Annotated in this window: 11 protein-coding genes and 1 pseudogene; 1 reads left to right on the forward strand and 11 read right to left on the reverse strand. The window is 53.5% G+C overall.

Annotation, left to right across the window (positions count from 1 at the left end; translation table 11 throughout):
• Window positions 1–3 precede the first annotated feature (3 nt).
• The 11 genes from emrA to J4728_RS13750 all read right to left on the reverse strand — a co-directional run bounded on the left by emrA (window position 4) and on the right by J4728_RS13750 (window position 11,799).
• On the reverse strand, window positions 4–1,176 hold the full coding sequence (gene emrA, locus J4728_RS13700; RefSeq protein ID WP_001275605.1) for a multidrug efflux MFS transporter periplasmic adaptor subunit EmrA: 1,173 nt from the start codon (window positions 1,174–1,176) through the stop codon (window positions 4–6).
• A 125-nt stretch (window positions 1,177–1,301) separates the two neighbouring features.
• Window positions 1,302–1,832 (reverse strand): transcriptional repressor MprA, encoded by a 531-nt coding sequence (mprA, locus tag J4728_RS13705; RefSeq protein ID WP_000378431.1) that lies wholly within the window; start codon window positions 1,830–1,832, stop codon window positions 1,302–1,304.
• A 496-nt stretch (window positions 1,833–2,328) separates the two neighbouring features.
• The gene (locus J4728_RS13710) at window positions 2,329–3,513 is read right to left on the reverse strand and encodes an MFS transporter (RefSeq protein WP_000165758.1); all 1,185 of its coding nucleotides are present in this window, start codon (window positions 3,511–3,513) and stop codon (window positions 2,329–2,331) included.
• 164 nt (window positions 3,514–3,677) lie between these two features.
• Entirely contained in the window at window positions 3,678–4,673 is a 996-nt protein-coding gene (proX, locus tag J4728_RS13715) for a glycine betaine/L-proline ABC transporter substrate-binding protein ProX (RefSeq protein ID WP_021000684.1), read from the reverse strand.
• 69 nt (window positions 4,674–4,742) lie between these two features.
• Entirely contained in the window at window positions 4,743–5,807 is a 1,065-nt protein-coding gene (gene proW / locus J4728_RS13720) for a glycine betaine/L-proline ABC transporter permease ProW (RefSeq protein WP_000775021.1), read from the reverse strand.
• Complete coding sequence (gene proV, locus J4728_RS13725) at window positions 5,800–7,002, reverse strand: glycine betaine/L-proline ABC transporter ATP-binding protein ProV (protein WP_000985529.1); 1,203 nt, start codon at window positions 7,000–7,002, stop codon at window positions 5,800–5,802. The genes proW and proV overlap by 8 nt, the downstream gene beginning before the upstream one ends.
• A 354-nt stretch (window positions 7,003–7,356) precedes the next feature.
• Window positions 7,357–8,316: a class 1b ribonucleoside-diphosphate reductase subunit beta gene (gene nrdF, locus J4728_RS13730; RefSeq protein WP_208211895.1), complete on the reverse strand. Its 960-nt coding sequence runs from the start codon at window positions 8,314–8,316 to the stop codon at window positions 7,357–7,359.
• A gap of 10 nt (window positions 8,317–8,326) precedes the next feature.
• Window positions 8,327–10,471: a class 1b ribonucleoside-diphosphate reductase subunit alpha gene (gene nrdE, locus J4728_RS13735; RefSeq protein WP_208211897.1), complete on the reverse strand. Its 2,145-nt coding sequence runs from the start codon at window positions 10,469–10,471 to the stop codon at window positions 8,327–8,329.
• Window positions 10,444–10,854: a class Ib ribonucleoside-diphosphate reductase assembly flavoprotein NrdI gene (gene nrdI, locus J4728_RS13740; protein ID WP_001275401.1), complete on the reverse strand. Its 411-nt coding sequence runs from the start codon at window positions 10,852–10,854 to the stop codon at window positions 10,444–10,446. Before nrdI ends, nrdE begins: the two co-directional genes overlap by 28 nt.
• A complete protein-coding gene (nrdH, locus tag J4728_RS13745) occupies window positions 10,851–11,096 on the reverse strand; it encodes a glutaredoxin-like protein NrdH (protein WP_000028870.1) in 246 nt (81 codons plus the stop codon). The genes nrdI and nrdH overlap by 4 nt, the downstream gene beginning before the upstream one ends.
• Before the next feature lie 271 nt (window positions 11,097–11,367).
• A complete protein-coding gene (locus J4728_RS13750) occupies window positions 11,368–11,799 on the reverse strand; it encodes a carboxymuconolactone decarboxylase family protein (protein WP_000209807.1) in 432 nt (143 codons plus the stop codon).
• 88 nt (window positions 11,800–11,887) lie between these two features.
• On the opposite strand from J4728_RS13750, the pseudogene J4728_RS13755 reads away from it, so the two are divergent.
• A pseudogene (locus J4728_RS13755) lies at window positions 11,888–13,222 on the forward strand (PLP-dependent aminotransferase family protein).
• Window positions 13,223–13,244: the final 22 nt, after the last annotated feature.

Consider the following 13,244-nt stretch of genomic DNA (forward strand, 5'->3'; position numbering starts at 1 on the left):
GGATTAACCCGCGTTAGCCTGTACGATGTCGTCGATCAGTTTATTGACCGGCGCGAGATTAATTTCGCGTGCGTTACTTTCGGCAACCGGCGTCGTTCGTACCTGGCTGGCCAGTACCTGACCGTCGCGATTAGCGGTATCCACGGTGACCAGCGTCGATAAACCAATGCGCAGCGGATGTTGTTCTAACTGGCGGGCGTCCAGTTCGACGCGTACCGGCAGACGTTGAACCACTTTAATCCAGTTACCCGTCGCATTTTGCGCGGGCAGCAGGGAGAAGGCGCTGCCTGTTCCCATATCCAGACCGACGACTTTACCGGTGTATTTTACGTCGTCGCCATAAATGTCAGTAATAATCGTCACTGGCTGCCCAATGCGCATATTCGCTAATTGGGTCTCTTTAAAGTTAGCGTCCACCCACAGATCGGTTGCAGGCACCACGGCCATCAGCGGCGTGGTGGGGCTGATCTGCGCGCCAGGCTGGACGGCGCGGCGGGAGACATAACCGGTCATTGGACTGACGATGCGAGTACGCTCCAGCGCCAGCCAGGCGTTACGCACTTCGGTCGCCGCTTGTTGAACCGCAGGCTGATCTTCCAGATTACTGTTGAGTATCATTGCCTGGTTGGCATTGTACTGTTGAATGGCGACATCCAGCTGTGCCTGCGCGCTGGCGACGGCATCGCGGGCGTGTTGCAGCTCTTCCCGGCCAATAAGATTGGCATTACCCAGCGGCACACGACGGTTAAGGTCGCTCTGCGCTTGCGCCAGGGCGGTTTTTTGCACGTCGATATTCGCCTGCAACTGCTTACTGTTAATCATCAACTGGTGCGTTTGGCGCACGCTGGAGGCCAGCGCCGTTTTGGCTCTTTCAAACGCTTGTTTGGCGTCAGTCTGATCGAGCGTGACCAGAACATCGCCCTCTTTTACAAAGTCGGTGTTATCAGCCCAGACTTTCGTCACGCTGCCTGACACCTGCGCCATGATTTGAACCTGGTTCCCTGCCACGTAAGCATCATCTGTCTCTTCAATATGACGCAATACTAAAAACCAATAAATTCCATATGCCACGGCAATAATAACAAAGAGCAAGGTAAGAAGTAGCAGCGCTGTTTTGCGTTTGCCTTTCTTCTTAGCCGGTTGCTGCGGGGTTTGGATCTCCGCATTTGCGCTCATGTTGTTCTCCACGATCTTATTATTCACATCGGCTGAGCCGACCTGTTGTCAGAAAGGCCGCAGTAATGCGTGCCGGCCTGTCCGCTTTCCTGTTATTAATCTGGATTTTTGAGCGGGTCGGCGCTTTAGCGCAGCGCCTCAAGAACAGTGCCTTCCTGCTCCATTTGATCAAGACGCGTCAGGAGTTTACGAGTGATGTGCTCAAGTTGATCTTTTTCGGCTGTGCTAAGTGATGACCAGAGTTGATGCAGACAATGATGCTGAGGCGGAAGCACTTCTTGCAAAAATGCCTGGCCTTTCTCCGTTAATTGCAGATGCAGGCAACGGCGGTCGTTATCGCTCTCACGACGCTCAATCCAGCCGCGTTTTTCCAGCTCATCTGCAATGCGTGTCGCATTGGTGCGAGATGAACCCAGCGCGCAGCTTAATTCAGACGGCTGAATACTGTGGTTTTCCTGAGACTCCAGCGTAATCAACGCCATAAACAACGTCTCGTTAATCCCTTGAGCCTTCAGCATTTTATTGCGGTTTTCCAGGAGCTTGCCTTGCATGTGCATACAAAGACGAGTCAAAAGAATTTCCTGGTAAGGAAAGTCTTCGTGACGGCTGGCGCGAAATTTTAGCATTTGTTCAATGGGCGTAAACGAACTATCCATTTGGGCATGACCTCATTAATTTCAGCCGATATAGTAACGACAGTGACAAATAAAGTAAATGTATTATTAATACAAAATCATTCTTTCAGGCTATAAAGCAACCAATGATACGCAGACTGAGACGTCAGCGGGAACATTGGGCCCGGTAAAGCGCCGCCTGCGGCAAATCCAGGAATGACGAGAAAAGCGTGAGTGCCTGCATGAAAAAATCAGGAGAGAACGATAAGCGGGAGGGGCGAAAGCCGGGTAAACGGCCTTACAACCCGATGCAAAAGCCACCGGAATATCACGGATAGCCATCGGTGAACGACCTTCGAATCCTTGAACGGGCGCTATTGGCCTGGGAGCAGATGGGGATGCAGGGCTTTCCATAGAATTATATTATTCTTCACCGGTATAAAAATAACCATGATAAATGAATAGCATAACCTTAACAGACTGGGGAGCTCCTTAACACCCTAAGGAGCTTAAACAAAGGTAAACGCTCACTATCCGCTTAATTTACGGCTTCCTGTCGGTGAAAACCTCGCCACCAGACCAGTAAATTAAGTAAGGCTACCGTGACACCCGCCAGACAAACGCCGGCCCAGCCGGCATGTTGCCAGGCGGAGGCGGAAATCAGCGACCCCGCGGCGCCACCGATAAAGTAGCTGGTCATATAGCCGGCGGTGAGCCGGTTACGCGCATCCGGATGCAAACGATAGATGACCGTCTGATTGGTGATATGTACCCCCTGAACGGTGAGGTCCAGTACCAGAATGCCAATAATCAGCGCCAGTACCGAGGTGTGCCCAAGCCAGATAGCCAGCCAGGAGAGTAACAGCAGCAGTAAGCCGAACGTGGTGGTGAGGTGAGATTTACCTTTATCGGCAAATCCGCCAGCCGGACGCGCGCCTAAAGCGCCGGCGGCCCCCGCCAGGCCAAACAGGCCAATCATCCCCTCGGAGTAGCTAAACGGCGGCGCGGCGAGCAAAAAGGCCATTGATGTCCAGAGGATGCTGAAATTAGCAAAGGTCAGACAGCCCAGCAGTGCGCGGGTACGCAGCAGCTTATCGTGAATAAACAGGCTGAATACAGAACCCAACAGTTGCGGGTAGTTAAGATGGGTGTCGGATTTGAGCTTTGGCAGTCCGCGCCATAACGCGACGGCCATCAGCGCCATCAGCGCCGACGCTACCCAAAATACGGTGCGCCAACCGCCGAGGTTTGCCAGCAGTCCGGCGACCGTTCGCGCCAGCAGGATCCCCAGCAACAGGCCGCTCATAATGGTGCCGACCACTTTACCGCGGGTGGCGGGCGTCGCAAGTGTGGCGGCCAGCGGAACCAGAATCTGCGCCACCACGGAGAACAGTCCGGTTAAGGCCGTTCCGAGTATCATCATGCTAAGCGACTGACTGCTGGCGGTGATCAGCATTCCGCCAGCCGCCAGCAACGTCATGGAGACAATCAGCGTTCGGCGTTCAAACATGTCGCCGAGCGGCACCAGAAACAACAGGCCAGCGGCATAGCCCAACTGCGCGGCGGTAACGATAAACCCTGCGGAGCTGGCGGAAAGCGAAAAGTGATGCGCGATGGTATCAAGCAGCGGCTGGGCATAGTAGTTGCTGGCGACCGCCAGACCCGTGGCCACAGACATTAAAACGATCAGCGCCGGGCTAAGCTCATGAGTGGGTTTCGTCATTATGGTAATCGTGATTCAGATAATTATTTCCTGGGAAAACAATCATAGCGGATGTTGATGAATAAAGGGGAACGGTGACGTGATGAATCGTGCGCTTTGAGGAGAGATTGCGTTGGCCGGATAGCGGCGCATGAACTGCGCCTTATCCGGCATAAAAAACGATCTTATTTCTGCGCGGCCAGCGCTTCTTTCACCCAGCCGTCAAACTGCTGCTGGTGGGCGTTGATCCAGCCGTCCACGTGGCCCTGAACATCGGCTTCAGACGATTTACCGGCATGCATCATGGCGTTCTGTGCGTTGATATCCGCCAGCGGCAGCTTCATGATGGCGAACAGTTTCGCCGCCGCCGGGTTTTTCTCCGCCCATGCCTTATTGGCGACAATATGCATGGTATTAACCGGGAACCCATAGTTCGCGCCGTTCGGCAGTTTAGTATCAATATTTTTCTGTTCGCCCGGCAGAGAGGAGAACGGCACCTGTAGCCAGACGACATCTTTACCCGGCTTCATTACGTCGCTCACCCAGTACGGGGTCCAGGTGTAATACAGCACCGGCTTGCCTTCTTTAAAACGGGTAATGGTATCAGCCATCATCGCCGCATAGTTACCGTGGCTGACCTCAACGGTTTTTTGCAGATCAAACGCTTTATTCTGGTGATTGATCACGGCTTCGCAGCCCCAGCCCGGCGAGCAGCCCATCATGTCCGCTTTTCCGTCGCCATTGGTATCGAAGATTTTGGCGATTTTCGGATCTTTTAGCTGAGCGATATTGGTGATGTTGTACTGCTCGGCGGTTTTTTTATCGATCAGATAGCCCTGCGCAGCGCCGGAGACGAAGATGCCCTCGCGGTAAAACTTTTTGTCTCCGCCTGCTGCGGCATACATATCATCATGCAGCGGCTGCCAGTTCACGGCGGTAAACGTCGCATCGCCAGAGGCGATGGAGGTATAGCCTACGTTGTAATCGACTTCACTCGGCTTATTTACGGTATAACCCAACTTTTCCAGCGCCCGGCTGACCAGTAACGTCTGGAAGGACTCTTCAGAAATCGTGCTTTGGATAGGTTGAACGGTAATGCCTTTGCCAGGCAGGTCGGCAGCGAAAGCGCTGGCGGTGACAAGGGTGGCAAACGCTGAGGCAAATATCACAGTATGTCGCATCGTTGTTCCTTTAATTATGGTAGGGAGTTGTAAGCCCGGTAAGCGTAGCGTCACCGGGCGTCAGGAGAGTTACTTAACGAAAGGGCGGGTGATTAGCCCAACAGGACCGGTGGTATACCAGCGACGGTTACCGCGGCTACGCGAGTCGCGCCCGACGGCCTGCGTCAGACGGTCCAGAATGATGGCGAGAATCACAATGCCGACGCCGCCGACGGTTGCCAGCCCCATATCAAGACGACCAATGCCGCGTAGTACCATCTGGCCAAGCCCACCGACCGCAATCATCGAGGCGATGACGACCATCGAGAGAGCCAGCATCAGCGTCTGATTAACGCCTGCCATAATGGTGGGCATCGCCAGCGGTAGCTGCACTTTGAACAACATTTGGCGCGGGCTGGCGCCGAACGAGCGCGACGCTTCAATTAAGTCGGCAGGCACCTGGTTAATGCCCAGGATCGTCAGGCGTATAATCGGCGGTAGAGCAAAAATAATCGTCACCACCACGCCCGGTACGTTACCGATGCCGAATAACATGACAATCGGCACCAGATAGACAAACGCGGGCGTGGTCTGCATCGCATCCAGCAGCGGACGAACTATTTTGGCCGCGCGCGGGCTGCGCGCCAGCCAGATTCCCATCGGTAATCCGATCACGACGCAGAACAACAGGGCGGTCAGCACCAGCGCCAGGGTAATCATCGCCTGCGACCAGGCGCCGATCGCGCCGATGGCGATCAGCGATATCAGCGTTGCGATCCCCATGCCCACGCCGGAAACCTGCCAGGCAATCAGCGCAAAGAGAATAATCGCCACAGGGGCGGGCATTCCCAGCAGCAGTTGCTGAAAGCCGTTGAGGATGTAATCCACCGGCACACGAATCCCCTGAAAAAGGGGACGGAAATGGGTGACGACCCAGTCGATTCCCTCTGTGACCCAGCTATCCAGCGGGATCAGCGTCTTATGGAACGGGTCCAGAAGAGAAAAGTGTTCAGGGGCTGGCGCGGGCGCGCTGTTCAACCAGTCGGTACTGCCGCCGTCCGTGGCTACGCCTGCCGGTGTTCCCCAGGCATCAGCCGTTTGCGTCGTAGTATCGGCCACCTGTGCGGTATCCCACGGATTCGTTTGATCAGCCATTGTTACCCCCCTCGCGATCTAAAGCCTGTAGCAACATACGTTTTGAAATAATGCCAACATACTGGTGTTCTTCATCGACAACCGGCACCGCGCAGGGCGCCTGGCCGACGTGAGAGAGCAACTCGCTGAGTGGGGTTTGCGCATCAACGACTAAAGGGTCGTCGATAAGCGCCGCTTCAATCCCTTGCGCCTGGCTTAATGCCGCTTTTAATGAGTCGATGGACACGACGCCCACGAATTTATTGCCACGCTCAATGACGTAACCATATTCACGGTCTTCGTCCTGTAATAATTTCAGTGCCGAACGGGGACCGAAACCTGGCGTTTTACGAATTAAGCCGACCGGACTGCGACGGGCAATATCTTTGGCGCTAAAGACCTGACTAATATCCACGCCACGGAAGAACGTGCGGACATAATCATTTGCCGGATTATTCAGGATCTCATCCGGCGTACCAACCTGTACGACCTCGCCATTTTGCATAATGGCAATCCTGTCGCCAATACGCATAGCCTCATCAAGATCGTGGGAAATAAAGACAATGGTGCGCTGATGTTTCGCCTGTAATTTCACCAACTCATCCTGCATTTCGGTACGAATTAATGGATCGAGGGCGGAAAACGCTTCATCCATTAATAAGATATCAGGGTTGATTGCCAGCGCACGGGCAAGCCCAACACGCTGACGCATCCCACCGGAAAGTTCATCCGGATAGGCATGAGCGTAATTTTCAAGCCCCACCTGACGCAAGGCGTCCAGCGCTTTTTCGCGACGCTCTTGCGCCGCGATGCCCGCTAATTCCATACCGAATGCCGTATTATCCAGCACGGTCATATGCGGCATGAGCGCAAATGACTGGAAGACCATCGCAATCTTTTTCCTGCGCACCTCGCGAAGCTCAGCGTCTGATATTTTGGCAATATCAACGCCGTCGATCAGTACCTGTCCGCGGGTGGGTTCAATCAGGCGATTGAGAAGGCGTACCATTGTGGATTTACCCGAGCCGGATAATCCCATGATGACAAATATCTCGCCTTCTTCAATGGCCAGACTGGCGTCTTTAACGCCAAGCGATAGCCCCGTTTTTTCCAGTATTTGCTCTTTCGATAGTCCCTTTTCAATATATTTGAAGGCACGCTGTGGATGCTCTCCAAATATTTTATACAGATTCTTCACTTCTAATTTAATTGCCATGCAATAGAATGATTCCTGTTATTTACTTATGTCGATATGTTACCTGATAGAAATAGTTACCTTTTTCTACCCTAACATACTCAGAATCTGAGACAACCCTGAATTTGCTTCTGGCATGAATATTGCGAGGTGCTATCGGCTGTGATTTCCCATGATATAAGGGCTGAACGCGAATGGGGAGGGAGAGATATTTTTTGAGACAACCAGCAAAAATCCACCTGAATTGGTGGAATCCAGGTGAATAATCTCACTCGTATTGAGTGTAGAACATGTTGTAATATTTGCGCGATTTAACCCGGTATTGCTTGAAATAAAGGCATGGGAAATGTAACGTTATTTCCCATGCCCGTAAGGTTAAAAATTCCAGTCTTCGTCTTCGGTTTCGACTGTTTTCCCCATCACATAAGATGAACCTGAGCCGGAAAAGAAATCATGGTTTTCGTCGGCATTCGGCGAGAGCGCGGCAAGGATTGCGGGATTCATGTCTGCCATCTCCGGCGGAAATAACGCCTCATAACCCAGGTTCATTAAGGCTTTATTGGCGTTGTAGCACAAGAAGGCTTTGACGTCGTTAACCCAGCCGGTTTCCGCATATAACGCTTCTGTGTAGCAGATTTCGTTGTCGTACAGTTCCATCAACAAATCCAGCGCGAAAAGCTTTAACTCTTCACGCTCGATTGCCGATAGTTTTTGTAGCGCTATCTGATACTTATAGCCAATATAATAACCGTGAACCGCTTCATCGCGAATGATTAAACGAATCAGGTCGGCAGTGTTCGTGAGCTTACCGCGGCTGGAGAAATACATCGGCAGCCAGAAGCCGGAATAGAACAGAAAAGACTCTAAAAAGACGCTGGCAATCTTTTTCTTTAGCGGTTCATCGCTGACGTAATGAGCCAAAATAATCTGCGCCTTACGCTGAAGCGGCGGGTTTTCTTCGCTCCAGGCGTAGGCGGCATCAACCTCTTTCGTCTGGCACAGCGTGGAAAAAATAGAACTGTAAGAGCGGGCGTGTACCGCTTCCATAAAGCTGATGTTCGACAGCACTGCCTCTTCATGCGGCGTGATGGCATCTGCCATTAACGACGGCGCGCCTGCGATGTTCTGGATAGTGTCGAGCAGCGTAAGTCCCGTAAACACGCGAATGGTGAGCTGCTGTTCGGCGGCGCTCAGCGTCTGCCAGGCCGGAATATCATTCGATAACGGCACTTTTTCCGGCAGCCAGAAGTTACTGGTCAGCCGGTTCCATACCTCCAGATCTTTGTCGTCCTGGATCTTGTTCCAGTTGATGGCGCTAATACGAGATAATTTCATATGGCTTTCCTTATAGCGCGCAGGATACGCAGCCTTCAATTTCAGTACCTTCCAGCGCCAACTGGCGAAGCCGGATGTAATACAGTGACTTAATACCTTTTCGCCAGGCATAGATCTGCGCTTTGTTGATATCGCGGGTCGTGGCGGTATCGGGGAAAAACAGGGTGAGCGACAGTCCTTGATCGACGTGGCGCGTGGCCTCAGCATAGGTATCAATAATTTTTTCCGGACCGATATCGTAAGCATCCTGATACATGTCCAGGTTTTCATTGGTCATAAACGGCGCGGGGTAATACACACGCCCGGTTTTGCCCTCTTTGCGAATCTCAATTTTGGCTACAATCGGATGAATGCTGGAGGTCGCATGATTAATGTAAGAAATCGAACCGGTCGGCGGCACCGCCTGCAAATTTTGGTTATAGATGCCATAGCGCATCACATCGTCGCGCAGCTTTAGCCACATTTTTCGTGTGGGCAGCGTAATGCCGCTGCGGGCAAATAGCGCCCTGACTTTCGCCGTTTTCGGTTGCCAGTCGTCCTGTAAATACTGCGTAAAATAGTCGCCGCTGGCATAGCGCGACTGCGCAAATCCGGCGAAGGTTTTGCCGCGTTCGCGGGCCAGCCGCATTGAAGTATGCACGGCATGCCAGGTAATGGTGTAAAAATAGAAATTGGTGAAATCCAACGCCTCCGGCGAACCGTAGGCAATACCTTCCCTCGCCAGATAGCCATGCAGATTCATCTGGCCCAGACCGATGGCATGAGAGGCGGCATTACCGGCGGCTATTGAGGGCACGCTGCGTATATGGCTCATGTCCGACACCGCCGTCAGGCCGCGAATAGCGGTTTCTACGGTACGGCCAATGTCCGGTGAATCCATGACGTGAGCGATATTCAGCGAGCCGAGATTGCAGGAGATGTCATGCCCGATGTGGGTATAGTCAAGGTTATCGTCGTAACGAGAGGCGCTATTGACCTGTAAAATTTCCGAGCACAGGTTGCTCATATTAATGCGACCAGCAATAGGATTCGCGCGGTTTACCGTATCTTCAAACATGATGTAGGGATACCCGGATTCGAACTGAATCTCCGCCAGTGTTTGAAAAAAGTCACGGGCGTTAATATAGGTTTTGCGCACGTGCGGATCGGCAATTAATTCATCGTACCGTTCGCTAATGGCGATATCGCCAAACGGTTTGCCGTAGCGTCGTTGTATGTCATAGGGCGAAAAGAGCGCCATTTGCGCGTTTTCTTTCGCCAGCCGGAAGGTGATATCCGGGATCACCACGCCGAGAGAGAGCGTTTTGATCCGGATTTTTTCGTCAGCGTTTTCTCGTTTGGTATCCAGAAAACGCAGAATATCCGGGTGGTGCGCATGGAGATAAACCGCGCCGGCCCCCTGGCGCGCGCCAAGTTGGTTGGCATACGAAAACGCGTCTTCCAGCATTTTCATCACCGGGATCACGCCGGAAGACTGATTCTCAATGCGTTTGATCGGCGCGCCCGCCTCGCGCAGATTGGAGAGTAAAAACGCGACGCCGCCGCCGCGTTTGGAGAGTTGCAGCGCCGAATTCACCGCCCGCCCGATCGACTCCATGTTGTCTTCGATACGGAGCAGGAAGCAGGAGACCAGTTCCCCACGCTGCTGTTTACCGCAATTTAAAAAAGTCGGGGTGGCGGGCTGAAAGCGACCAGAAAGCATTTCATCGGTCAGTTGGGTGGCCAGCGTTTCGTCACCCTGCGCCAGCGTCAACGCCACCATTGTCACCCGATCTTCAAAGTGTTCCAGATAACGTTTGCCGTCGAAGGTTTTCAGCGTGTAACTGGTATAGAACTTCCAGGCGCCAAGAAACGTCTGGAAGCGAAAGCCGCTGGCGTGGGCGTGCTCGAACAGGCGGAGGACGAAGGCGCGGTCGTAACGCGCGAGGACGGCGTCATCGTAATACCCTTCCCGAACCAGCGTCTCCAGACGTTCATGCTGGCTGGCAAACGTCACGGAATGCGGGCGGACGTGGGCGGCAAAGAAGGCGTCGATCGCCTGCTGGTCCTTGTCGAACTGAATATGGCCTGCTTTATCATAAAGATTCAGCATCGCGTTCAGGGCGTGGTAATCCATGGTTTCCTGCATTACGCGCTCCGGGGTAGTTGTTGCCAAAATTCATTTACTCCTTTTCGGACGTTATCGATGTCGCGTTGTGTGCCCATGAGCTCAAAGCGGTACAGCCAGGGTACGCCGCATTTTTGTGCTATCACATCGCCAGCGCATCCCCAGGCATCGCCGAAATTGCGATTACCGGAGGCGATAACGCCGCGAATGCGCGCCCGGTTGTGTTCATCATTTAAAAAGCGGATCACCTGTCGTGGCACCGCACCGGCCATCCCGCCGCCGCCGTATGACGGCACAACCAGAATGTACGGTTCGTCTACCTGAATTCGCTCCCGTTCATTGAGCGGAATACGCGTGGCAGGCAGCCCCAGACGCTGCATAAAACGGTGCGTATTTTCAGAGCTGCTGGAGAAGTAGACGAGCGCGCTCATGCGTTTGCCGCGTGGGGTGTCGGGTGCAGACGGTTAATCATGTCCGGGCGGAAGCCAGACCAGCTCAAATCGCCCGCCATCACCACCGGTAATTGACGAAACCCTTGCGCCCGGAGCGTATCCGCTGCGTCCGGCACCAGATCGACGTTCACCATCTCAAATTCAAATCCACGGCTTTCCATCGCCCGCTTTGTGGCGTGACACTGAACACAGTTATTGCGAGTGTAAATAGTAATGCTCATGATTCGTATTTCCATTTAAAATGAGAAAACGGCGCGATGAAACGCGTCGGATTGTCGGGTGTTGATACAGGAAATACTAGATGTAGTTGAATTAAGATTCAACCATACAAGATATGGGAATTTTCGATTGATTTTAACGCCGCTGATGAACGCAGCGGGGTAGGGGCGGCATGGCTAATTTTTGCCGGATGGCGGCGTGAACGCCCGATCCGGCCTGCAGGTTGACGCATAACAGAGTTGGCTGGCATCCGCGCCATCCGGCAACAATGCGTCACATTCGCATACCGATCGCCAGACGGTTAAAGCAGTTCATTAAACCGATGGCGAAGGTCAGATCGCTGATTTCACGCGCGCTGAAATGATCGAGCAGCGGCAGGTAAACATTATCTTCGGCGTGGGTCTCAGCAATGTGCGTCACCGATTCCGCCCAGGCTAACGCCGCGCACTCTTGCTCGCTGAAATGGTGGCTTACCCGCCATCCTGCCAGCGCATCTAATTTAGCTTGATTTACGCCAGCCTTACGCAGCGCTTTACTGTGCATCTCCAGGCAAAATGCACAACCATTTATTTGCGAAACACGCAGGTAAATCAGCTCCATCAGAGTGAGGTCAAGCGTGCTCTTTTCCAGCGCGTTTTTCGCCTGCACCAGAGCGCTATAAACCTCCGGGCTCAGTTCATAATAGGGTTGGCGTAACGTTGTCATCATGTTTCTCCTCGTGTTGATGACGAGCACTGTAGCACTATAATGGTCTGTAAAAGAGGGCCATATTTTTACAGAAAAAGCAGACCATATGCCGCGCTATCAGCACATCGCTCGTCAGTTAAAAACGGCCATTGAGCAAGGAGAACTCGCGCCCGGAACGCGTTTGCCTTCCAGTCGGACGTGGGCGCAGGAACTTGGCGTTTCTCGCGCCACGGTGGAAAATGCCTATGGCGAGCTGGTGGCGCAGGGCTGGCTGGAGCGACGTGGCCAGGCAGGCACGTTTGTGAGCAACGCTCTACGGTTTGAGACGGCGCCGCCGATACCCGCTGTTTTTGCCGGAGAAAGTCCGGAACCGAAACCCTTTCAGATGGGGTTACCGGCGCTGGATCTCTTTCCACGCGAGAAGTGGGCGCGAGTGATGGGACGTCGGTTGCGCACGCAGACGCGCTTCGATCTGGCATTAGGCGACGTCTGCGGCGAGGTGATTTTGCGCCAGGCGATAGTCGATTACCTGCGGGTTTCGCGTAGCATTGAATGCCTGCCGGAACAGGTATTTATTACCTCCGGATATGCGGATTCTATGCGGCTAATCCTGCGTACATTGTCTGTGCCGGGAGACAGCATGTGAGTGGAAGATCCCGGTTTTCCGTTAATTCGCCCGGTGATAACGCAGGAGGGGATTACGCTGGCGCCGATTCCGGTCGATGCCGATGGGCTGAATGTCGCGGCGGGGATGCGGGATTGCCCGCAGGGGCGCTTTGCATTGGTGACGCCCGCCCACCAAAGTCCGTTGGGGGTGGCGCTGTCGTTAACTCGCCGACGGCAACTTCTGGCATGGGCGGCGAATGTGCAGGCCTGGATTATTGAAGATGACTACGACAGCGAATTTCGTTATCACGGTAAACCGCTTCCGCCGCTCAAGAGTCTGGATGCCCCGCAGCGAGTGATTTACGCCGGAACGTTCAGTAAGTCGCTCTTTCCGGCATTACGTACCGCCTGGCTGGTGGTGCCGATAAAGCAGATTGAGCATTTCCGCCAGCAGGTGTCGCTGATGCCCTGTAGCGTACCGTTGTTATGGCAGCACACGCTGGCTGATTTTATCCGTGATGGCCATTTCTGGCGGCATCTGAAAAAGATGCGTCAACATTATGCTCAGCGACGGTTATGGATTGAAGAGGCGCTGGCGGAACAGGGATTTGTCGTGACATTACAGAAAGGCGGTATTCAATTGGTTATTGAGGTTGAAGGCGATGATAAAGCGCAGGTAGCAAAAGCGAATCAGGCCGGACTGGCGGTACAGGCGCTAAGCCGTTGGCGAGTGGTTTCATCAGGAAAGGGGGGCATTTTACTGTCGTTTACCAATATTACTTCCGCTGGCATGGCGAAACAGGTCGCGTGGCAGCTTCGACAGGCGATACAGTAACCGTTTCGCCGAATGGCGCGAC

Origin of the sequence: Salmonella sp. 32070601201500089SM (assembly GCF_017573605.1) — a bacterium.
Lineage (GTDB): Bacteria > Pseudomonadota > Gammaproteobacteria > Enterobacterales > Enterobacteriaceae > Salmonella > Salmonella enterica.